At 31.9% G+C, this 22185-nt stretch carries 23 protein-coding genes; 14 read left to right on the top strand and 9 right to left on the bottom strand.

The window, feature by feature from the left end:
* Positions 1-83: 83 nt before the first annotated feature.
* Positions 84-1010, bottom strand: coding sequence for a type I pantothenate kinase (gene coaA, locus CS873_RS01675; RefSeq protein ID WP_099974158.1), 927 nt, complete (start codon positions 1008-1010; stop codon positions 84-86).
* Positions 1011-1108: 98 nt separating this feature from the next.
* Here coaA and CS873_RS01670 point away from each other — a divergent pair, with 98 nt between their 5' ends.
* On the top strand, positions 1109-1639 hold the full coding sequence (locus CS873_RS01670; RefSeq protein WP_099974157.1) for an SGNH/GDSL hydrolase family protein: 531 nt from the start codon (positions 1109-1111) through the stop codon (positions 1637-1639).
* Between the two features lie 10 nt (positions 1640-1649).
* Positions 1650-2282: a GPP34 family phosphoprotein gene (locus CS873_RS01665; RefSeq protein WP_099974156.1), complete on the top strand. Its 633-nt coding sequence runs from the start codon at positions 1650-1652 to the stop codon at positions 2280-2282.
* A gap of 30 nt (positions 2283-2312) precedes the next feature.
* On the opposite strand, the gene CS873_RS01660 is transcribed toward CS873_RS01665, so the two are convergent.
* The 3 genes from CS873_RS01660 to helD form a co-directional block, all read right to left on the bottom strand.
* Positions 2313-3041 carry a LiaF transmembrane domain-containing protein gene (locus CS873_RS01660; RefSeq protein ID WP_099974155.1) on the bottom strand — a complete coding sequence of 243 codons (729 nt, stop codon included), beginning with the start codon at positions 3039-3041 and terminating at the stop codon, positions 2313-2315.
* Between the two features lie 2 nt (positions 3042-3043).
* Positions 3044-3496 carry a LytTR family DNA-binding domain-containing protein gene (locus tag CS873_RS01655; RefSeq protein WP_169922435.1) on the bottom strand — a complete coding sequence of 151 codons (453 nt, stop codon included), beginning with the start codon at positions 3494-3496 and terminating at the stop codon, positions 3044-3046.
* 128 nt (positions 3497-3624) lie between these two features.
* Positions 3625-5931, bottom strand: a complete 2307-nt coding sequence (helD, locus tag CS873_RS01650; RefSeq protein ID WP_179946635.1) for an RNA polymerase recycling motor HelD — start codon at positions 5929-5931, stop codon at positions 3625-3627.
* 238 nt (positions 5932-6169) lie between these two features.
* On the opposite strand from helD, the gene CS873_RS01645 reads away from it, so the two are divergent.
* Positions 6170-7075 carry a proline-specific peptidase family protein gene (locus tag CS873_RS01645; RefSeq protein WP_099974153.1) on the top strand — a complete coding sequence of 302 codons (906 nt, stop codon included), beginning with the start codon at positions 6170-6172 and terminating at the stop codon, positions 7073-7075.
* A 9-nt stretch (positions 7076-7084) separates the two neighbouring features.
* Here CS873_RS01645 and CS873_RS01640 read toward each other — a convergent pair whose 3' ends face one another.
* Positions 7085-7756, bottom strand: coding sequence for a TVP38/TMEM64 family protein (locus CS873_RS01640; RefSeq protein WP_099974152.1), 672 nt, complete (start codon positions 7754-7756; stop codon positions 7085-7087).
* A 74-nt stretch (positions 7757-7830) separates the two neighbouring features.
* On the opposite strand from CS873_RS01640, the gene CS873_RS01635 reads away from it, so the two are divergent.
* From CS873_RS01635 to CS873_RS01620, 4 genes are all read left to right on the top strand, one after another.
* On the top strand, positions 7831-8490 hold the full coding sequence (locus tag CS873_RS01635) for a histidine phosphatase family protein (protein ID WP_099974151.1): 660 nt from the start codon (positions 7831-7833) through the stop codon (positions 8488-8490).
* Between the two features lie 146 nt (positions 8491-8636).
* On the top strand, positions 8637-9137 hold the full coding sequence (locus tag CS873_RS01630) for a QueT transporter family protein (protein WP_099974150.1): 501 nt from the start codon (positions 8637-8639) through the stop codon (positions 9135-9137).
* Positions 9134-9358, top strand: a complete 225-nt coding sequence (locus CS873_RS01625) for a DUF2829 domain-containing protein (protein ID WP_099974149.1) — start codon at positions 9134-9136, stop codon at positions 9356-9358. Before CS873_RS01630 ends, CS873_RS01625 begins: the two co-directional genes overlap by 4 nt.
* The gene (locus tag CS873_RS01620; RefSeq protein ID WP_099974148.1) at positions 9355-10098 is read left to right on the top strand and encodes a 3-oxoacyl-ACP reductase; all 744 of its coding nucleotides are present in this window, start codon (positions 9355-9357) and stop codon (positions 10096-10098) included. Before CS873_RS01625 ends, CS873_RS01620 begins: the two co-directional genes overlap by 4 nt.
* 30 nt (positions 10099-10128) lie before the next feature.
* On the opposite strand, the gene CS873_RS01615 is transcribed toward CS873_RS01620, so the two are convergent.
* From CS873_RS01615 to CS873_RS01600, 4 genes are read right to left on the bottom strand one after another with little or no spacing between them, the layout of a single operon-like run.
* On the bottom strand, positions 10129-10782 hold the full coding sequence (locus tag CS873_RS01615) for an amino acid ABC transporter permease (protein WP_099974147.1): 654 nt from the start codon (positions 10780-10782) through the stop codon (positions 10129-10131).
* A 15-nt stretch (positions 10783-10797) separates the two neighbouring features.
* Positions 10798-11436, bottom strand: a complete 639-nt coding sequence (locus CS873_RS01610; protein ID WP_099974146.1) for an amino acid ABC transporter permease — start codon at positions 11434-11436, stop codon at positions 10798-10800.
* Positions 11429-12259, bottom strand: coding sequence for a glutamate ABC transporter substrate-binding protein (locus CS873_RS01605; RefSeq protein WP_099974145.1), 831 nt, complete (start codon positions 12257-12259; stop codon positions 11429-11431). Before CS873_RS01605 ends, CS873_RS01610 begins: the two co-directional genes overlap by 8 nt.
* 19 nt (positions 12260-12278) lie before the next feature.
* A complete protein-coding gene (locus CS873_RS01600; RefSeq protein WP_099974144.1) occupies positions 12279-13016 on the bottom strand; it encodes an amino acid ABC transporter ATP-binding protein in 738 nt (245 codons plus the stop codon).
* 251 nt (positions 13017-13267) lie between these two features.
* On the opposite strand from CS873_RS01600, the gene CS873_RS01595 reads away from it, so the two are divergent.
* The 7 genes from CS873_RS01595 to CS873_RS01565 all read left to right on the top strand — a co-directional run bounded on the left by CS873_RS01595 (position 13268) and on the right by CS873_RS01565 (position 21878).
* Entirely contained in the window at positions 13268-14725 is a 1458-nt protein-coding gene (locus tag CS873_RS01595) for an APC family permease (RefSeq protein ID WP_099974143.1), read from the top strand.
* Positions 14726-14878: 153 nt separating this feature from the next.
* The gene (hflX, locus tag CS873_RS01590; protein ID WP_099974142.1) at positions 14879-16165 is read left to right on the top strand and encodes a GTPase HflX; all 1287 of its coding nucleotides are present in this window, start codon (positions 14879-14881) and stop codon (positions 16163-16165) included.
* A gap of 135 nt (positions 16166-16300) precedes the next feature.
* Positions 16301-17929 (top strand): peptide ABC transporter substrate-binding protein, encoded by a 1629-nt coding sequence (locus tag CS873_RS01585; protein WP_099974141.1) that lies wholly within the window; start codon positions 16301-16303, stop codon positions 17927-17929.
* A gap of 17 nt (positions 17930-17946) precedes the next feature.
* Positions 17947-18879: an oligopeptide ABC transporter permease gene (opp3b, locus tag CS873_RS01580; protein ID WP_099974140.1), complete on the top strand. Its 933-nt coding sequence runs from the start codon at positions 17947-17949 to the stop codon at positions 18877-18879.
* Positions 18879-19901 carry an ABC transporter permease gene (locus CS873_RS01575; protein WP_099974139.1) on the top strand — a complete coding sequence of 341 codons (1023 nt, stop codon included), beginning with the start codon at positions 18879-18881 and terminating at the stop codon, positions 19899-19901. Before opp3b ends, CS873_RS01575 begins: the two co-directional genes overlap by 1 nt.
* Positions 19902-19912: 11 nt before the next feature.
* On the top strand, positions 19913-20962 hold the full coding sequence (locus tag CS873_RS01570) for an ABC transporter ATP-binding protein (RefSeq protein ID WP_099974138.1): 1050 nt from the start codon (positions 19913-19915) through the stop codon (positions 20960-20962).
* Complete coding sequence (locus CS873_RS01565) at positions 20955-21878, top strand: ABC transporter ATP-binding protein (protein ID WP_099974137.1); 924 nt, start codon at positions 20955-20957, stop codon at positions 21876-21878. Before CS873_RS01570 ends, CS873_RS01565 begins: the two co-directional genes overlap by 8 nt.
* Positions 21879-22185: the final 307 nt, after the last annotated feature.

Genomic DNA, 22185 nt, shown 5'->3' with positions numbered 1-22185 from the left:
CACATAGAATATATGGTTTATTTAAATCTTTACTTTGATAAGTTATTTTATAATAAATAAAGATAATAATGCAAAATTAAAATCTAGTATTTTCTTAAACTAACTTGATCTACAAGATGATTATTGGACTTATGTAAAACTAAATTGGCACGATTTTTTGTTGGTGCTATATAATTCTTTAAATTTGGATAATTGATCTCATTCCATACTTCCTCAGCCATATCAATAGCTTCTTGACGAGGAATCTTTGTAAATTGATGATAATAACTTTCAGTATCATTTTTAGAAATATCCAATAATGATTCAAATCGGTTCATAAACCAGGATTTTATATTTTCAACTTCTGCATCTATATAAATAGAAAAATCAAAATAATCACTCATGTATATTTGTTGATTAGCGGATAATTGTAGAACATTTATACCTTCAACAATCAATATATCAGGATTTTTAACAGAATTATATTGATCTGGAATTATGTCATAGATATTATGCGAATATAGCGGATACTTGATTTCCTCACCCTTAGTTTTGACATCACTTAAAAACTTCAACAATTTATCCATATCATATGTTTCTGGAAATCCTTTTTTCTCGGAAATTCCTCGTTCTTCTAAGATACTATTTGGATACAAAAATCCATCGGTAGTCATTTGTTCCACACTATATTGAGGATAAGCTCGTTGAATTAATACTTTTAGAAGTCTAGCTGTAGTACTTTTTCCTACAGCAACTGAACCAGAAATACCAATTATAAAAGGGACTTGCACATTCTTCTGACCTAAAAATTCATTTCTCAATTTTACTAATTTGCGATGGTTCTTCAAATAAATGTGTAATAGATGCCTAATTGGAGCATAAATATCTCTTACATCGTCAATAGAAATTTCATCGTCTAAAGATTTTATATTTTCTAGCTCTTCATCTGTAATTGGTTTTTTGTCATATTCTCCATGAAAATCACGCCATTCTTCACGCGTAAATGAATCATAGTTATTTAATTTGTTCATATAAAAAATACCCACTCATTGTTGATTATATTCATTAACATTTATTATTTTTCTGGTATTCTAATATTATAGAACATTTTACATTTTAGGGGCATACTATGAAGAAAATAGTATTAATCGGGGACTCACTTCTAACAAATTTTCAAAGTGAGCATTTAGAAAATTCTGTTGATAATAAATTCATTAATCTATCTAAAGATCAAGATAATTCAAATTCTATCTCAGGTAAATTAGACACCATTAGTAATCAAGATCCTGATGTTATTGTCGTAGGATTTGGAATCAATGATATCTGTGTAGTTGATGATATAAAACCGGGCAAATATGCTTACAACATAACTAAACTAATCGAAAATTTCGGTACAGAGAAATTAATTTTACTGTCGCCACAATATATCGATTGGACTAAAAACCCTGATTATCCTTGGACTCGACAGGTGCAGTTTGAGCTCATAACAGAAAATATTTCTAAAAAGCATAACCTTAGATATTTGGACATTTTGCACAAAATGTCTTATGGTAATAAAGATGAATTTTTGAAGAATGATGGAATTCATTTGGCAGATAAGGGACTTAACTTTGTAGAGTCCAGTATTGCTCCAGAAATAGACTTTTTATTAGCACAATGAAGGAGTTCATATGAATTATAATATTCCACAAAAATATTTTATACTGGCCTGCGATGAAAAAGGTAGTACAAAGATATATACAAATAGTCGCAAGAGAGCTTTTTTAGCTGCCAGTTCATTCTTTGATCTTGCTATAAATGACATTATTGATTTAACGGAGAAGAGCGTTATTATCAAGAAGGTTCTTCCTCCTGAAAAAGAATACTTAAATCAGTTTTTCCAGCTTATTAATAAAAATCAGGGTAAGAGTGTTGTTCACGTTCTTCGATCTATGAATAGTGAAAAAGTAACTAAACCTATCTACAATCAAATTGGTGATTCATTATCTGTTCGAGATGTTGTTCGAAAAGAAGTTAAGGGAACTATTTTCAACAAATATAATAATTATTTTGCTGACACTACCTTACAAAATAAGCTAAAAAATGAATTAACAGAAGAAGCATTTAGTAATGAAAAATTAGATCCTGAAACTATTGCTATATTATCAGTTTTATATAATGGTCACATAGTTAAAAACAATATTACTAAATCTCAGATGGACGAGTTAAAATCTAAATTCAAAGATATGGAAAAAGACCCTGATTGCGAAAAGATTATAACTATTTCCAAGAGACTAAACAGAACTATTTCCACAATAATTTAAAAAAGAAGACATCAGCTGATGTCTTCTTTTTTATATATATGTAATTTTCATTCCTGATAGGTATAGATTACCTTCGATATTCACTTTAGGACCATCACCTTTTACAGGACGACCACTCTCAGACAAGCCACTCAAAGTGTTATTGATTCTATTGTTGATATTCCATTCTCTTGGAATAAATAAATCTACATTACCTAGTGAACAGTCAACATAAATACTTGCTTCATCTTCTACTGTGACATTTTCAAAATAGACTTTAGCATCACCCATTGAAACTGTGATATTAGCACTTCTAAAATCGTCTGATTCTATATATCTGATTCCCTGTGACATTCTAACCTGAACATTTACGTCAGGATTATCAACAGTTTTTACATCACTATTGCCAAAATTTTGTCCATAAGACATTATTTTTTTTTTGTAATAATTAACATATCTTCTCTGATGTTCTCTAATAATCAAAGGTCTAAATATTAATGATAATCCAATTGACAATAATACTGCAATTCCAATAACAGTCCATGGAACTAGGCTAGATATGCCCAAAGGTTTTGAGAATATCATTGCCAGAAATGCTAGTGAAAAAACTGCACCTGTTACTTGCATATGTACCAAACTCTGTACAAAAGCAGCTACTAAAAATACTGAAGCTAAAATAGACCAAAATCCAATATTATAAGTGATTAGATTCATTTGACTTGCTGCCAAAATGGCTGCGCCTAGAACGAAGAAAACGCCCCAAAACCATCTTTGTCTCATAATTAATAATCCTTCTTCCCTAGTTTTATTTTTACATCCTTATAAAATCTTCGTGATACATAAACTTGTTTATAAGAATTCTTGAACTCAATCAAATTTCCTGTAACTGATCGAGTTAGCGAACGAACTTGATCTAAATTTAAAATTGTAGATTTTGATACTCTGATAAAGTTTGCTGGTAATATCTCTTCTAACTCATACAATCTTTGATTAACTCGATAAGAATTATCACTTGTATGAGCATAGACATCACGGTCATTAGTTTCAAAAAACAAAACTTCTGTAAGATCTAGTTGGTATACCGTATCATCATGATAACCAGAAATTTTTTGTAATTCTTGAATTATTGACTCTAACTTTTGAACTAAATCTACAACTTCTTGATCATCTTTAGGAGATTGAATTACAATTGTCTTCTCAGAATATTCATCTGAAATATCTAATTTAACTTTCAAAATTCAATCCCCCTTTCGCTTAATATTATTAGACCACATCATTTATTCTTAGTATACCGTATTTGTATAAGTGGTATTTTTTGATTACTAAACGGTCAAAAAAAGCTCGCACAATTAAGTGTGAGCTTTTATTTTGAATAATATTCCGTTGGTATTTTAGACAATAATGATGACAGTTCGTTTATCGCTATAACTGTAAGTTTATGCATAGCACGAGAACAAATTGTATAAACTAATTGTTGCTCATCATCTGTAAAGACATCTTTTGAAGCATCCCAGAAAATGACAGCATCAAATTCCAACCCCTTTGCAAGATATGATGGAACAACTATTGTTCCTGATGCCAAACGTTGATTTTCAGAACTAATCAATGTTGATCTAACATTTTCTTTTTTTAGAAAATCATGGACTTTTTTGGCATCATCTAGCGTCTTCGCAATAATAGCCGTTGTATATTCATTTTGAATATTTTCATTGAGTTGTTTTACTACAGTTTTTATACCTGTTGAAACATCTTTATCGATAACAACATTTGGCAAATCGCCTTCTCGATTGAACGGTTCAATTTTTTGACCGTTAGTCAAAATTGCTTTTGTATAATTAGTAATCTGCTTTGTTGAACGGTACGAATGTGTTAGTTGAACAACTTTTGTATCATCAATATCAAATAGTCCTTGAACTTCTGACAGCAATGTTTGAGAATTTTTCTTTGTGAAAATTGACTGATTCAAATCGCCAAGCATCGTATAACGAGCTCTTGGGAATCTGTATTTCATATACGCCAATTGGAACGGTGTGTAGTCTTGTATCTCATCTATGAAGACAAACTTCATGTCTAATTCCGGTTTGCTACCTGTTACCAAATCGTATAGATACAAATATGGCGTCAAATTATCCATTGAGATTTGCTTATTATTAAAAGTATCAATGAAATTCTGAACATAATCATCCCAATTTTGTTCTGTAATTCCATATTTATCTAATTCAGCAATTTGAGGAACTGACCTTAAGAAATTCAAATAATTTGTTGAAACATTTAAAAATTGGAAATGGATTATTCTTTTGTAAACTTTTTGAAGAGATGCAGTAACAATTTTACGTGCAAGGTATTTCTGTTCCTCATCCCCATTCTTAAATTCCTGATCTGAGGTTCGATACATTGCTTGTAATTCTTCAGTGCTGAGATTTTCGATTCTTTCTGAAACCCATTTTGCTCTCATTTCAGAATTAATTTTGCGATTCAACAATTTTACAAGTCTTGTAACTGTAGCATCTAATCTATTACCAAGGTTGTATTGTGGACCATAACTATAATAAATTTCAGCTATTTTTTCTTTAGATATAAATACTTTTCCTTGGAATTTAATGTCTTTAAAACTGACACCACTTTGATTTAATAAATTGGAATAATTAGTTAATAGTTTAAAGAAGTCTATATCAGTAATATATTTTGAAATTTTCTTCTTCTCTGGATCAATCGTTTTTTCAAATTGATCTGCCAAATTCTCAACAGTCAAATTAGGAAGTCTTCGTGCTAAGAATTGATTGTATGTCATCTGAACCATATTTTGCTCACCCATTTCAGGTAAGACATTTTGGATATAGTCGTTGAATAACATATTAGGTGAGAACATTACAACCTGACTAGATGTTAAATTCCCACGATATCTATATAGAAGAAAGGCAATTCTTTGTAGAATTGCTGAAGTCTTTCCAGATCCGGCAGCTCCTTGAACAAATAACAATTTAGAGTCTGTATCTCTAATTATCTTATTTTGTTCCTTTTGAATAGTTTTAACTATCCCTTTCATCTTAGTAGATGAACGTCCATCTAAAACTTCTAATAGCATTTGATCGCCAATAGTTTCTTGGGTATCAAAATAAGTTGAGATTTGGCCATCTTCAACTAAAAATTGTCGTTTTAAGAATAAATCAACAGTTTGCTCACCATCTGGAGTTTGATAGGTAACATTTCCCAAATTACCATCGTAGTATATCGATGAAATGGGTGCGCGCCAATCGTAAACTAAAAATTTATCATTTGCATCTGTAAAAGAACTCAAACCAATGTAAACTTGTTCTTTTTTAGGTTCGCCTTTTTCCTGAAAATCCAATCGTGCAAAAAATGGTGTTTTTTCTAGTCGGCTTAAGATATCCAACCTTTGTTTAGATTGACGCCAACTATTATTTCTTTCATTCAACATCTGTTGTTGTTGATGGATTGAAAGTGCCGCATCCATTGATATGCCATCGCCATCCATACCAACATGTATATCGCCAAATGCGTTATTGATTTCTTTAAGCTCACCTTCAGCTAATTCTATCTTTTCTTGCAAAGAATCCTTGGCAACTCTGATATTATCTACAACGAAATCTAGATGATCTTTCTCTAATTGCAATTCATCTAGTTGATCCATCTCTGTTTGATTTGTCATGTTGTCCCCTTAATTAAAGTCATAATATGTTAACATTTATGACTTAATATATCAAAATTATATAAAAAATTTATAAAACTCAATTTCCAAAATTTATAAAAACTTCTTTTGACACTCAAATAAGTTGCCAAATATTATACGATAAAGTGAATTGAAGTTCCAACAGTTAGACTCTAAAATTACTTTTGATTATTTTATATATAGTCATATACTGTTAAGCATAAGGAGATGACTATATATGAAACAAGGAACAACGATTATTACATTAGATAACGGATACCATCTATGGACTAATACACAAGGTGAAGGAGATATTCAATTACTTTGTCTTCACGGTGGACCTGGTGGAACACATGAATATTGGGAAAACTTTGGTAAAGAACTTGCTGATTTAGGCGTTCAAGTATCAATGTATGATCAACTTGGATCATGGTATTCAGATCAACCTGATTATTCTGACCCTAAAATTGCTGAAAAATACCTAACATACGATTATTTTTTGGACGAAGTAGAAGAAGTTCGTCAAAAATTAGGATTGGATAATTTTTACTTAATTGGACAATCATGGGGTGGAGCTCTTGTACAAATGTACGCTGAAAAATATGGCGATCATTTAAAGGGCGCTATCATTTCAAGTATGGTGGACGAAATTGATGAATATGTTACAAGTATTAACCAATGTCGTATGGATGCTTTAGGCCCAGAAAAAGTTAAGTATATGGAAGAAAAAGAAGCAGAGAACGATCTTGAAGACAAAACTTATCAAGAATACGTTGATGTTTTAAATGCTGAATATATTGACCGTAAGCAACCTGCAGCTATCTCACACGTAATAAGCACAATGGCAACAGATGTATACAATGTATTCCAAGGTGATAATGAGTTTGTTATTACAGGTAAGCTTAAAGATTGGCATTTTAGAAGTCATCTTAAAAATATAACAGTGCCTACCCTTCTAACCTTTGGAGAACACGAAAGTATGCCAATTTCTACTGCAAAAATTATGCAAAAAGAAATTCCACATGCAAGACTAGAAACAACACCAAACGGAGGTCATCATCACATGATTGATAACCCTCCAGTATACTTTGATCATTTGAAGAAATTCATTCGAGATGTAGAATCTGATAATTTTAACGATTAAAAAAAGACCTCAAATTGAGGTCTTTTTTCTATCCTTATCTATTAAAAATATTAGTAAAACTAGCAACAATATAATTACAGACAATACAACTAGCTCCTTAAAATGGCTCTGGATGATTGCATTGCCTCCCAGTGCATATATTATTGCCATGGGTAAGCTACCAATAATTGTAGCTGTGATAACTTTTTTTCTAGATAAATTGGTACTTACAGAGGTTAAACTGATAATTGATGTGGGAATAAATGGTATCGCATAACCTATCACAATTCCCATGCTCGGATGATTCATAGATCTAATTTTTTGACCAAATTTCGTTTTCTTTTTTCGTTTATCTATGTGTTCATTAAAGTTAATAAATATGCGTTGAGCAATCAAATTTCCAGCTACCATTCCCGTAACATTAATAAATGAACCTATGATTTTACCAAAAATTATACCTGATAAAATTCCTATAACTGATACAGGTAATCCTGGCACGATGGAGAAACAAGCTAATAAAAGTAAAAATAGAAATATGTCTAAAAATCTATATTGCTTAATACTAGTCAGAAACTTTTCTAAATTTAACATAGAAAAAACAGGTCGCAGATTTCCCCACTCCCTTAAAATTATTATTAGAATAATAATAACAGCTAATAACGATGTTAAATAAATATATTTTTTAGAACTGTCTAATTTCAATCTTATCCGCCCTTTTAATTTAAACGTTAGTCTAATTATAGTAGAATAGTACTATTAAGACTAGGAGTGATTAAATGTCAAAATACGAAATTTACTTTATTAGGCACGGTAAAACTGTTTTCAATACATTTAAAAAAATGCAAGGTTGGTCTGATACACCTCTTACAGAAGCAGGAGTTTTGGTTGCAGAAAAAGCCGCATTAGCACTTAAGGATATTAAGTTTGATATTGCTCTTTCTTCTGATACAACTCGTGCAATGTCCACTTGTCGTATTATCCTTCAACAAAATGTAAACAAAGATAAGTTAAAGCAAGATACTATCAAGGAATTTAGAGAAGAATTCTATGGATACTTTGAAGGAATGAACTCTGATGAAGCCTGGCTAATGGCTGGACAACCACATGATGTATTCTCATTCCCTGAAATAAACGAAAAATATGGCCTAGATGCTTCTAAAAACTTCATGAAAGAAGCAGATCCTTCTCACATGGCTGAAAATGCTGAAGAATACTGGGCAAGAATTGACAAGGGATTTGAAAAATTAGATAAAATTGCCAAAGATGGTGACAAAATTTTACTAGTTTCTCACGGTACAACTATTCAATCTCTTGCTGATAAATATAAAAAAGAGGACTTCAATACATTTACTGGTCCTAGAAATGCTTCTTTAAGTCGTATGGTCAGAGACAATGGCGTAAATGTTATGGAAACTTACAACGAAATTTTAGGCTAAAAACACCCTTAGAGGTGTTTTTTTATATACTAGATACGATTAATAAAACAAAAATTCAAAAAAATTTTAGAGTATAATATCTATGTAACAATGACAGTTTGTGGCACCCTGTCTTAAAAAATCACACAGTTAAGGAAGTAGTCTCCATGAAACGAAGTACCGAAAGTAACTTAATTTCAGTAGGTATAGTAGCAGCCTTATATGTTGCTGTGACACTTGCTATTGCACCGTTTAGTTACGGAGCAATTCAACTAAGAATTTCTGAGTTGTTCAATCACCTTGCAGCATTCAATAAAAAATATATTTTTGCGATAACCTTAGGCTGCTTTATAGCAAATATATTTTCGCCATTAGGTTTGATAGATATGATTTTTGGAACTATAGCTTCACTTATTTGCACAACATTAACCTGGTTCTTTGCAAAAAATATCAAGAATAAATATTACAAATACATTATTGCAACACTTTGCCAGCTACCTGGTACATTTATAGTTGCGTTAGAATTAAACATATACATGAAGTTACCGCTATTATTGACATGGTTAACCGTTACAATTGGTGAATTTATTTCCATGTTCATAGGTGCAATCATTATCGATCTTGTTTCTAGAAAAATAAACTTTAGTGAAGGAAAAATAATCAAATGAAATTCTCAGATGTATTAAAAGAGATTGAAAACGGTAAAAAAGCACGTCGTAAAAGTTGGTCAGTTGGTGAAGAATATATATTTGAAGTTACTGATTTAAGAATTTCAGGAGACGAGGTAAATCCTTTTCTACTCATTAAAACTGACGAAAATCCCAGTCTTTCAATATTTCAACCAAATACCTGTGAAATTCTAGCAGATGATTGGGAAATTGTAGAATGACTGCTATTTACCCTGATTTAAAAGGAAAAAAGATTTTTATAACTGGTGCTAGTAGTGGAATTGGAAAAGCACAGTGCTTAGCTTTTCTTAATCAAGGCGCAATTGTTTTTGCTGTAGATAAATCTAAATGTAACATTAAACAGAATAACTTTAATTTTAAATTAATTGATATCAACGATTCTGATGACATTATAGATTACTTAAATAAATTAAATAACATTGATATAGTTTGTAATACTGCTGGTATTTTGGATGATTTTTCTCCCAGTCTGGAAACCTCAAGATATAAATGGGATAAGGTCATAAATACTAATTTAACCAGTATGTTTACCGTTACAAACGTAATGGTAGAAAAAAGCCTCTCAACCAAATCACCTTTAGTGTTAGTAAATATGGCTTCAATTGCTGGAATGATTGCAAGTGGAGGTGGAGCTGCTTATACCGCTTCAAAGCATGCTATCGTTGGTTACACAAAGCAACTGAACTTCGACTATGGAGAAAAAGGAATAAGAGCAAATTGTATATCACCCGGTGCTGTTAAAACTTATATGACAAAAGAAGATTTCAATAATAACGCTGAAGTTGCTAAAAGAGTTGCCTCCGAAACCCTCATTAACCGTTATGCTGATCCTAGTGAAGTTGCAGAATTAACATTATTTTTAGCTAGTGATAGTTCCAAATATATTTATGGAGCTAACATACCTATCGATGCCGGTTTTATTCTGGGGAAGAAAATATAATAAAAAACACCTTACATTGTAAGGTGTTTTTTATGCCATTCTTCTATCAATAACTTTTGACAATAATGACAGTGCATAACACACAACGAAATACATTACAGCCATCGCTACAAAGATAGGAACGATAAAGTTGGGATCTTGACCATAGACTACTTGACCATGTTGCATTAATTCCGGAACAACAATGATTGTAGCCAACGATGTATCCTTAATTAAAGAAATGAACTGACTAACTAGTGCAGGTATCATTTTCTTGTATGCTTGAGGCAATACAACATGCCACATTGCTTGAATAAACGTCATACCGTTCGCCCTCGAAGCTTCCATTTGTCCAATATCAACGGCGTTAATACCAGATCTAATAATTTCAGCAATCATCATTGATTCAAATACCGAAATTGCTAGTATTGCGGCTGGAATAGTATCCGGTTTGAATCCAAACGCTGGCAAACCAAAATATGTAAAGAAGATAATCAACAATAGCGGTAGATTACGTACAATATCAATTATCAAGCCAATAAATTTTGAAAAATATGGAATTTTAGAATATCTAATTATTCCTAAAACAGATCCTAATATGAAGCTGATAACTAGAGAAATTACAGAAATTTCAATAGTTACTAATAGACCCTTTAGAAGGAATAATATATTAACTGGTGAATAAGCGTCGATAAATGTTTGCATAATATTTTCCTCCTTCTAGACGATCTTTCTCTCTAAATGCTGCATGTAGTAACTGATTGGTAAAGTAATAATAAGGTAGAAAATAGCTACTACAAAATATGTATTAACTGTTTCAAATGTAGTGGATGCAATTGAATTACCTTGATACATCAAATCAAATCCAGCCACAAAAGCTAACACACTCGAGTTTTTAACTAGGTTTACAAATTGATTTCCTAACGGTGGAATTACATATTTAAATGCTTGTGGCAAAACAATATAACGCATTGCTTGCACATATGTCATACCATTTGAACGAGATGCTTCCATCTGTCCGACATCAACTGAATTAATACCAGCACGAACTGTTTCAGCGATAAAAGCTGATGTATAGATTATTAATCCAATTGTACCAGCAGCAAACCCGTTAATTTTCACAACATACATTGGTATTACTAGATAAAAGAACATTGTAATAACTAATAATGGAATATTTCTAAAAATTTCTACATAAACATTACCAACAATTCTAGCGAACTTATTAGGTATAACTTCCAGAATAGCAAAGAATGATCCTAAAATTAAACTAAAGAATAATGCCAAGACACTTGATAATAAAGTCCATCCGAATCCTGTAAGAAATTGAGACCAATTATCTACAAAAAGTTTAATCATATCTTAGCACCTCCTTATAGTTAAAGCCGGGAACATCCCCAAACCATTTTTTAATTAGCTTATTATATTCTCCATCTTTAATAACTTCTTCTAAAGCTTTATTGATAGCTTGTTTGAAATCATCTTGACCTTTATTAATTCCAATCCCATATGGTTCCACAGTAAATGGTTTTCCTTGAACAACATAACCAGGATTTTGAACAGCCATACCTGCCAAAATAACATTATCAGTTGTTAGAGCATCACCCTGTCCAGATTTCAATGCTGTCATAGCTTGTGCATAATCTGGTAACTGTAGAACTTTAGCATCTGGCGCGTATTTTTGAACATTCTGAACTGAGTTTGATCCTACAACACCAATTACCGTTTTACCATTAAGATCACTAACTTTTTTAACATCAGATCCGTCTTTTACAAGAATAGATTGACCAGCATCAAAATATGAATCTGAGAAATCAAGAACCTTTTCTCTATCTGGTGTAATTGTCATAGTAGCAATAATTGCATCTATATTACCATTTTTCAAAAGAGGAATTCTTGATTGAGATGTAACGGTTACAAATTTTGCTTTAGCATCTTTACCAAGCATTTTTTTAGTAATTGCTTTGGCTAAATCAATCTCAAATCCCTTCTCTTCACCATCTTTAACATCAATCAATCCTATTAATTTTGTATCGGCCTTAACACCCCAAGTAATTGTTTTTGATTCTTTATCATTGTCTAAAATATTTTGTTTTGATAATGGCTTTTGACCACAACCACTCAACAATATTAAAGCTAGAAATAGGGTTGAAATTAATAGTAAATATTTTTTAAATTTCATATATTATTCCTCCCCTATATCAATGTTTAATTATCTTACTTAAGAATTGTTTAGCTCTCGGATTAGATGGATTTTCAAAGAATTTACTTGTTTCATCATCAGCCAATATTTGTCCTTGATCCATAAAAATAACTCTATTTGCAACTTCTTGAGCAAATCCCATTTCATGGGTAACGATCAAGCTTGTCATATCACTTTGACTTGTAACATATTTTATAACTCTTAAAACATCATCAATCATTTCAGGATCCAAAGCACTCGTTGGTTCATCAAATAACATGCACTTAGGTCGCATTGCTAGTGAACGTGCAATTGCCACACGTTGAGCTTGACCACCTGAAATTTGAGATGGCATATTCTCAGCTTTATCAGCTAAACCAACCTGATCCAAAATGTCCATAGCTCTTTTTTTATTTTCAGTTTCATCTAATTTCAAAACTATCCTAGGTGCTAACATGACATTCTCTAAAACGTTTTTGTTTTGATATAAATTAAAATGTTGGAATACCATACCTACATCTGTTCTAATACGATTTATATCTGTTTTTCTATCAGCAATATCATGACCATTTACAATAAGCTGACCTTCTTGAATTGTTTCCAGACCATTTACAGTTCTAGCAAGAGTACTCTTACCAGAACCTGACGGTCCTATTAAAACTACAGTTTCTCCCTTATCAATTTCCAAATTAATATCTTTTAATGCGTGAAACTTCCCATAATATTTTTGAACGTCACGAAATTCAATCATTGACATATTCCCTGACTCCCTTCATTTATTAGTTAATCGTTAAAGACTCATTAAAAATATTCTAATATTAAAAGACTTCTTAAGCAAGTCTTTTAATAACAGCGATTAAATACTTCCGATTACAATAATCATAGATCAAACTCAAATATTATTCTAATTTTCCAAACTTATCTAATATATTGATCAAAAAATTATAGCTTTACCTTTTATTTTTACTTATAATGTTAATTCTATGTTAAAAATGGAGGTGGATTATTTTGGATAATAAACTCACTGAAATTACTTCCAAAAAATCCTATATTTCTTGGCCGGTTATTGCCTTACTAGATTTTGTCACAGTTATTAGCTTTGACGATCTTATTTACAATTTTAAGAATCAAGGACTAGGTGTTGTTACTACTTGGATTTTAATGCTAGTTTTATTTGTCGTACCATATGAAATGATGGTCGGTAATCTAGGTTCTGCTTTTTCTGGTGACTCAGGTGGTCTGACGTCATGGGTAAGAGAAACCAGTGGAAATACCTGGGGATATATCTGCGCCTGGGTATACTGGATTTCTTGTCTTCCATATATAGTTGATGTTGCAAACTCTACTTTAATTTCATTTGGCTGGATTTTAACCGGTAACAATTCAATCTCTAAATCAATGAGTAACAGTACTTTTGCTTTACTAACCGCTGCCATATTTATTACTTTTATTTTCATACAGCACCGATTGAAGAACTCTATCAAGTGGTTGGCAATAATTGGTGGAAGTGCAATGTTTATAATTACAGTTCTTTATGTAATGTTGACGTTCGTTTATCTTGGAACCGGCAATGCTCCTAGCACACAACCATTCAACTTGAAATCATTTATTCCTAAATTAGATCTTCATTATATTTCTACATTTAGTTTGGTTATCTTTGCAATGAGCGGTTCAGAATATGTCGGTCCTTACATTAGCCAAATGAAAGATGGTAAAAGAGATTTTCCTAAAGCAATGTGGCTTTTGGCAATAATGACAGGATTCCTTACAGTTTTAGGATCATTTTCTCTAGGCGTATTTTTCAATGCACATAGCTTACCTCATGATTTAAAAATGAATGGTTCATACTATGCTTTTGAAGCTATGGGCAATCATTTTGGATTAGGAAAACTATTTCTATATACATTCTCGATTACACAAGCTATCTATATGATGGCACAATTAGCTGTCTTACTAGATGCTGGAACTCGAATGTTTCTATCAGATACTGCAAAAAATTATTTACCCAAAGCCTTAACTAAGCTAGATAAAAGAGGATTGCCTATTAATGGATATTGGCTGACCGCAGGAATTTGCACGTTAATAATGGTTTTAAGTGCTACCCTTCCAAATATGAACGACATTTTTAATCAACTACTTAGCCTAAATGGAATTATTTCACCATATGCCTCATGTTTTGTTTTTAGTTCTTTCATAATACTGAGATTTAAAGACGATAAATTTAACTCGGAATTCAAGTTTATAAATAACAGAAATTTAGCAATAATAGCTGGTATATGGTGCTTAACTTTAACCTTTTCCGCTGCAACGCTTGGAATCATCCCTGCTGATGCCAAATTTGGCACTACAACTTGGTACCATACACTTATACTGAATATTTCTGAGCCTTTGATTATGGTTGCCATCGGAGCTATTTTGCCAATAATTGCCAAATATGAAAGAAGAAACAAAAAAAAGCTATCTTAATTTTGATAGCTTTTTTATTTTAAATTAAAAAATGTTATGATATTAGGAATCGAAGGGACTGATTATCATGAGAAATAAAATGTTAAAAGTTAAAAAGTTAAAATAATTTTAGAAATACCTCTAGGATATTTCTAACTAATCCAGGAGGATTATATGGACAACACAAATATTGAAAATCAAAGAGTAATTATTGCTGGAGTTAGTCATTTACAATCAGATTTTGATTATACTATGGAAGAATTAGAATCGTTGGTAAATGCAAATAACATGGAAGTAGCTGAAGTTATAAAACAAAATCTTGACCATGTTAGTGGTTCTACCTACTTTGGTAAGGGTAAAGTAGAAGAGATTGTCCAGATTGCAGAAAACAATGATGTCACAACTATTGTTTTAAATGACGAATTAACCCCATCTCAAATTAGAAATTTAGAAAAAGCTACGAAGTTAAGCTTCATGGATAGAACTGAACTAATACTGCAAGTTTTCTCAAATCGAGCTCAAACAAAACAGGCTAAGCTACAAGTTGAAATTGCAAAATTAGAATATCAATTGCCACGCATTCACCCGTCAGGTAATCCATTAGATCAACAATCTAGTGCCGGTGGATCTGGAGCAGTAGCTAACCGTGGTGCTGGTGAAACAAAATTAGAATTAGATCGTCGTGTTATTAGAAAAAGAATTACATATTTAAAATCACAATTAGCCGATGTCGATAAAACATTAGATGTACAGAGTCGCAAAAGAACTAGTAACTCAACTCCACTAGTATCTCTAGTGGGTTATACTAATGCCGGCAAGTCTACAACTATGAATGGACTTTTGAATTTTAATAAGGAAGACTCACAAGATCGAAAAGTTTTCGAAAAAGATATGTTGTTTGCAACACTAGATACCAGTGTACGTAACATTGAATTAGAGGATAATACTAATTTTTTACTATCTGATACAGTGGGATTTGTTAGTAAGTTACCCCATAAATTAGTTGAATCATTTAAAACAACACTTAAAGAAGCACAGAACGCTGATCTTTTAGTTCAAGTGATCGATGTTAGTGATGAAAATTCTAAAAAAATGATTGAAGTTACTGAACAAACACTTAAAGAAATTGGTGTAACGGATAAACCAATGATTTATGCTTACAACAAGGCGGATCTAAAAGAAGGTATGACATTCCCTACTATTGAAGGTGATAACCTTTATTATTCTGCAAGAGATGAAAACTCAATTAAGGAACTACTAAATTTGATCAAAGAAAGAATTTTTTCTAACTTTGAAACTGTGGAATTAATTGTTCCTTATACTGATCAAAAAATTACTGAACAAATTCTTAGAAAATCTCAAGTTGTTGAAAAAGAATTTCAAAATGAAGGAACTTATATTAAAGTTAAATTTTCTCCAAATGAGATTAAACAATATGATAAATACCTAAAAAAGGCCTAACTAATTATAGTTAGACCTTTTTATTTTCAAAATACTTATTTTTTATTAAATTAGAGTTTTTTTAATATTAATTTCTTGAATTTAATAATATTTATAGTAATCTAATAATATGATAAGCCTTAAGGGGGTTTAATAATGAATAAAAAGAAAATATTTCTGGCTTTATTACCAGTTTTTTTACTCACTACATTATTAGTCGGTTGTGGCAACAATAATGAAACAAGAGATAAGAAAACGCTTGAACTTACTTCATCTACACAAATTAATACAATGGACTCTTCTCTAAATACCGACATGTATGGTGCACAAAATTTAACTAATACTATGTCAGGGTTATATAGATACGATGGTGACAAATTGGAACCTGATTTGGCAAAATCTGTTGTAAAACCTACAAACGATGGTAAAACATATACTTTCGAATTACGAAAATCTAAGTGGTCAAACGGTAAATACGTTACAGCTGACGACTTTGTTTACGCATGGAGAAGAATCGTTGATCCCCAAACAGCATCACAATATGCCTATATCTATAGTGGTGTAAAAAACGCTGATGATATTATGATAGGTAAGAACCCTGTAGATTCATTAGGAATAAAAGCACTTGGAAAATATAAACTTCAAGTAGACTTGGATCAACCTATACCTTACTTCAATGCTTTAATGACTAGTTCTCAGTTCTTTCCACTGTATAAACCAACTGTAGATGCAGCTGGTAAACAATACGGTCTTGATAGTAGCAAAATGGTTTTCAACGGACCATTTAAGCTAGTCAATTGGAAGGTTGGTAACATGACTTGGACCGAAGTAAAGAATGATAAATATTGGAATAAAAACAATGTAAAACTTGATACAGTTACATACGATGTAATTAAAGACAGTAACACTGGTATTAACCTCTACGATACACATATGGTAGATAGATTTGAAAAAATTGGTGGCGACATGGCTAGACAAGTCAAAACTAATAAAGATTTCTCTATTGATAAGCAACCTTCAACTGGCTATATAGAATTAAATCAAGCCAAGAACCCAATATTAAAAAATCAAAAAATTAGACAAGCAATTTCTCTATCTTTCGATAGAAAAGAACTTACTGAAAATGTTCAAGGTAATACAGCAATTATTGACCCAACAGTAGTCCCATCAGGTATTTCTAAAGATCCTACTACAGGTAAAGATTTCACAGAAAATCCTAAACTTGATAGCTTGAAGCAATATTCTGAATATAATCCTAAAAAAGCAGCTAAATTGTGGAAAGAAGGACTAAAGGAAACCGGTGGAAAGAATCTTACATTTACTCTTCTAGGTGACAATACATCTGTTAAACAAAGTGAATTCTTACAAAGTCAAATGGAAAAGAATCTTCCAGGAATTAACATAAAGATTGAAAATGTACCATTTAAGAACAGATTGCAACGTTCAACTTCTGGAGACTTTGACATGGTGGTATCACTATGGAATGGTGATTATCCCGACCCTATTACATTCTTAAACCTATTTACTACAGGAAACCCTCAGAATAATGGTAAATATGAAAATAAAGAATATGACAAACTAATTAATGATAGTAGTACTATTCACGCTAATGATCCTGTTGCTAGAAATAACGATTTAATCCAAGCAACCAAGATTATCACTGAAGAACAAGGTGTTATTCCACTTTATCAAACTGTTCAAGCAAACTTAACTCGTCCTAACCTTAAAAATTATGAGGTCACTCCGGTTAGTTTGTACAACCTAGCAACTACTTACAAAAAATAAAAATTAGGGGAAAAACTATGACAAAATATATTCTCAAAAGAATACTATATTTATTCATTACTTTGTTCATCGTTGCCACTATTACTTTCTTCCTAATGAAGTTACTTCCAGGTACACCCTTCTCTAATCAAAATAGATTAGCACCTGAACAACTTGCATTAGTTAAGAAACAATACGGTTTAGATCAACCTATCTGGATTCAATATTTAAAATATTTAGATAGTTTGCTACATGGTAATCTTGGAACTTCATTCCAGTTCAATAATGAACCTGTTACAGAATTAATCACAAGCCGACTAGCTCCTTCAATGCAAATTGGTGCTCAAGCTATGATTTTAGGAACTATCCTTGGTATTCTACTAGGTGCTGTTTCTGCCTTTAAGAAGGATACATGGGTTGATACAACAGCTACATTCTTTTCAATTTTAGGACTTTCAATTCCTTCATTCGTTCTAGCTATTGTTCTACAGTTCTATCTAGCACTAAAATGGGGTATTTTCCCTGTAGCGCTATGGAAGAATTTCCAATCAAGTATCTTACCAACATTAGCTCTGGCAGCCTTACCTCTTGGTAATATTGCCAGATTTATGAGAACTGAAATGGTTGATGTCTTAAGTAGTGACTACATTGAACTAGCTAAAGCAAAAGGAAATAGTAGTTGGCAAGTTGTTGCTAAACATGCTTTAAGAAATTCATTGATTCCTATTATTACTATTATTGGACCTATGGCAGTTGGTATTATGACTGGTTCAATGGTTGTTGAAAATATATTCTCAATACCAGGTATTGGTGATCAATTTGTTTCTTCAATCATTACTAATGATTATCCAACAATCATGGGACTTACAATATTCTACTCATTCTTATTAATCATAATTTACTTAGTAGTAGATATTCTTTACGGAATAGTTGATCCAAGAATCAGATTAGGAAACGGAGGAAAAGAGTAATGGAAAATTTACCTAACATATCAAAAGATAAATTAAAGTTAGTTACAAAAACTAATGATCAAGATAAAGAAAAACTTGATACTCCTTCCCTAACCTATATGCAAGACGTACGTCGTCGACTTTTCTCTAACAAAGTATCAATGGTAACTTTGACTATTCTAGTTATTATTATCTTAATCTCAATTTTAGCTCCCCTTATTGCTCCACACGACCCAAATGCACAGCAAGTTACATATGCTAATTTGCCACCAAAACTGGCCCAACTAAATATACCTGGATTTAATGGTTTTCAAAATCAAAATGGTCATATGGTCGATGCTTATAAACAATTAAATGTACCAAAAGGTCAATATTACATCTTAGGTACTGATTACCTAGGTAGAGATTTACTTTCAAGAATTATCTATGGTACAAGACTTTCATTATTTGTTGCTTTCGTTGCTACACTAGTTGATTTAATTATCGGTGTACCTTATGGAATTATCTCAGGATGGAGAGGTGGACGTGTTGATGCGTTCATGCAACGTTTCATCGAAATTATTTCATCTGTTCCTAACTTAATTGTTGTCATACTTATGATTTCTGTTTTACAACCCGGTATCACTTCAATTATCCTAGCAATTGCAGTTACAGAATGGGTAACTATGGCGCGTCTTGTCAGAGCCCAAACTTTCCAACTAAAAGAACAAGAATATATACTAGCTGCTAGAACTTTAGGTGAATCTTCATTCAAAATTGCAATGAAACATCTAATACCTAACCTTTCTTCAACTATCATTATTCAAACAATGTTTACTATTCCTACCGCTATATTCTTTGAAGCCTTCTTAAGTTATATCGGTATCGGTGTTCCTGCTCCAAATGCTTCATTAGGTACTTTACTATCAAACGGTCAACTGTCATTTAGATTCCTACCATATCAAATGTGGGCACCTGCAATTATCTTGAGTATCATCATGATTTGTACAAACCTTCTAGGTGATGGGTTACGTGATGCATTTGACCCTCAATCTGACCACTAAGGAGAAAAATAATGGATAAAATTTTAGAAGTTAATGATTTAGAAGTAAATTTTAATACCTATAATGGTACTGTCCATGCTATCCGTGGTGTTAGTTTTGATTTAAATGCAGGTGAAACTTTAGCTATAGTTGGTGAGTCAGGTTCTGGTAAATCCATAACTGTTCGTTCAATAATGCAACTACTTGCCTCAAATTCTGACATTACTAATGGTAGCATCAAATATCATGGCGATGATTTATTGAAAAAATCAGATAAGGAAATGGATAAAATTCGTGGGAATAAAATTTCTATGATTTTCCAAGATCCTATGACATCATTGGATCCTACTATGACTATTGGTAAACAGGTCGCTGAGCCTCTACGTATTCATAAAAATATTTCTAAAAAAGCTGCGTTAAAGCGTGCAGAAGAAGTTCTAAATCTTGTGGGTATTCCTAACGCTAAGGGTAGATTGAATGACTACCCTCACCAATTTTCTGGTGGACAACGTCAAAGAATTGTTATTGCAATAGCTATCGTAGATTATCCAGAAATTCTAATTGCTGATGAACCTACAACAGCTCTTGATGTGACTGTTCAAGCACAAATCATTGATTTGCTTAAAGAACTACAAGAAAAAATTGGTACATCTATCATATTTATAACTCATGATTTAGGTGTCGTTGCAGGTATTGCTGATCGTGTTGCTGTTATGTATGCAGGAAGATTAGTCGAATATGGAAATGTAGATGATATTTTCTACAATCCTCAACATCCTTACACATGGGGATTATTGGACTCTATGCCTACTTTGGACGTTGACGAAAATCAACATCTAAATTCTATTCCTGGTACACCACCTAACTTGCTCAACCCTCCAAAAGGAGATGCTTTTGCACCTAGAAACAAGTATGCACTAGAGATTGATCTTGAAGAACAACCACCGTTCTTTAAAGTATCAAAAAATCATTATGCCGCAACTTGGCTATTACATCCTGATGCACCAAAAGTAACCCCACCTGCTTCTGTCCAAAGACGTTTTGATGAATATAAAAAGTTAGGAGAAACAAATAATGGCTGATCAAAAACAAAAAATTGTTGAAGTTAAACATTTAAAACAATATTTTAATATTGGCAAAAAGAATGAAGTTAAAGCTATTGATGATGTTTCTTTTGACATTTATAAAGGCGAAACTTTAGGTCTTGTTGGTGAATCAGGTTCTGGTAAAAGTACAACAGGAAGATCTATAGTCCGTCTATACAGTCCAACTGACGGTGAAATTTTGTTTGAAGGTCAAGATATATCTAAGATTAAAAATCATTCTAAAAATATGAAAAAATTTCGTAAAGAAATGCAGATGATCTTTCAAGATCCGTATGCTTCATTAAACCCTAGAATGAAAGTTAAAGATATTATTTCAGAAGGATTAGATATTCATGGCATTGCCACAGGTAAAGAGGAACGTGAAGAAAAAATTGCTGAATTATTAGATATGGTTAACTTAAATCCTGAACATATGTCACGTTATCCCTACGAGTTTTCCGGTGGACAACGTCAAAGAATTGGTATTGCTCGTGCTTTAGCAGTTGACCCACAATTTATTATTGCTGATGAGCCAATATCAGCACTTGATGTATCTATTCAAGCTCAAGTAGTAAATCTACTTCAAGATATCCAAAAAGAGCGTGGCCTTACCTACCTATTCATTGCTCATGATCTTTCAATGGTCAAATATATTAGTGATCGTATTGCTGTTATGTACCATGGTAAGATTGTCGAACTAGCTAGTGCTGATGAAATATATGACAATCCTCTGCACTCATACACAAAGAGTCTTCTATCTGCTATACCTATACCAGATCCAGAAACAGAAAAGAAACGTACTAGAATTGATTTTGATCGTAGTCAAGCATTTACAGATCAACATTCATTCAGAGAAGTATTACCAGGTCATTTCCTTTACTGTACTGAAGAAGAAGCTGCTAACATCAAATAAAAAAAACTCCTATCGACTAATGATAGGAGTTTTTTATTTGTATATTCTTTTAGGGGGGAGAATATATTTATATATTAAGAGAATTAATGTTTTATAGGGGGGAATATTATTGAAAAAAATTTACTATACGGCTTCGATTGCTTATTCGTTTCACCTCTTTGTTATTTGAATATGTATTTATAATAACTTAGACCTGTGACCAAATTTTTATGACAATTAGAAGTAATTAATAAATTTATATGAATAAACTATGAACTTGCATAACTATTTATCTCTTTCTATTGCATAGAATTCAAACTATATCTAT

The sequence above is a fragment of the Companilactobacillus metriopterae genome (genome assembly GCF_002762335.1).
Lineage (GTDB): Bacteria > Bacillota > Bacilli > Lactobacillales > Lactobacillaceae > Companilactobacillus > Companilactobacillus metriopterae.
Note: the sequence above shows the minus strand (reverse complement) of the source record. Positions and strands in the feature narration are given on the sequence as shown.

Excerpts from the sequence above, each read along its gene's own strand:
- helD (WP_179946635.1), bottom strand. The coding sequence starts at position 5,931 with ATGACAAATCAAACAGAGATGGATCAACTAGATGAATTGCAATTAGAG.
- CS873_RS01620 (WP_099974148.1), top strand. The coding sequence starts at position 9,355 with ATGACTGCTATTTACCCTGATTTAAAAGGAAAAAAGATTTTTATAACT.
- opp3b (WP_099974140.1), top strand. The coding sequence starts at position 17,947 with ATGACAAAATATATTCTCAAAAGAATACTATATTTATTCATTACTTTG.
- hflX (WP_099974142.1), top strand. The coding sequence starts at position 14,879 with ATGGACAACACAAATATTGAAAATCAAAGAGTAATTATTGCTGGAGTT.
- CS873_RS01645 (WP_099974153.1), top strand. The coding sequence starts at position 6,170 with ATGAAACAAGGAACAACGATTATTACATTAGATAACGGATACCATCTA.
- CS873_RS01610 (WP_099974146.1), bottom strand. The coding sequence starts at position 11,436 with ATGATTAAACTTTTTGTAGATAATTGGTCTCAATTTCTTACAGGATTC.
- CS873_RS01570 (WP_099974138.1), top strand. The coding sequence starts at position 19,913 with ATGGATAAAATTTTAGAAGTTAATGATTTAGAAGTAAATTTTAATACC.
- CS873_RS01665 (WP_099974156.1), top strand. The coding sequence starts at position 1,650 with ATGAATTATAATATTCCACAAAAATATTTTATACTGGCCTGCGATGAA.
- CS873_RS01575 (WP_099974139.1), top strand. The coding sequence starts at position 18,879 with ATGGAAAATTTACCTAACATATCAAAAGATAAATTAAAGTTAGTTACA.
- CS873_RS01635 (WP_099974151.1), top strand. The coding sequence starts at position 7,831 with ATGTCAAAATACGAAATTTACTTTATTAGGCACGGTAAAACTGTTTTC.
- CS873_RS01615 (WP_099974147.1), bottom strand. The coding sequence starts at position 10,782 with ATGCAAACATTTATCGACGCTTATTCACCAGTTAATATATTATTCCTT.
- CS873_RS01625 (WP_099974149.1), top strand. The coding sequence starts at position 9,134 with ATGAAATTCTCAGATGTATTAAAAGAGATTGAAAACGGTAAAAAAGCA.
- CS873_RS01600 (WP_099974144.1), bottom strand. The coding sequence starts at position 13,016 with ATGTCAATGATTGAATTTCGTGACGTTCAAAAATATTATGGGAAGTTT.
- CS873_RS01630 (WP_099974150.1), top strand. The coding sequence starts at position 8,637 with ATGAAACGAAGTACCGAAAGTAACTTAATTTCAGTAGGTATAGTAGCA.
- CS873_RS01585 (WP_099974141.1), top strand. The coding sequence starts at position 16,301 with ATGAATAAAAAGAAAATATTTCTGGCTTTATTACCAGTTTTTTTACTC.
- CS873_RS01660 (WP_099974155.1), bottom strand. The coding sequence starts at position 3,041 with ATGAGACAAAGATGGTTTTGGGGCGTTTTCTTCGTTCTAGGCGCAGCC.
- coaA (WP_099974158.1), bottom strand. The coding sequence starts at position 1,010 with ATGAACAAATTAAATAACTATGATTCATTTACGCGTGAAGAATGGCGT.
- CS873_RS01670 (WP_099974157.1), top strand. The coding sequence starts at position 1,109 with ATGAAGAAAATAGTATTAATCGGGGACTCACTTCTAACAAATTTTCAA.
- CS873_RS01605 (WP_099974145.1), bottom strand. The coding sequence starts at position 12,259 with ATGAAATTTAAAAAATATTTACTATTAATTTCAACCCTATTTCTAGCT.
- CS873_RS01565 (WP_099974137.1), top strand. The coding sequence starts at position 20,955 with ATGGCTGATCAAAAACAAAAAATTGTTGAAGTTAAACATTTAAAACAA.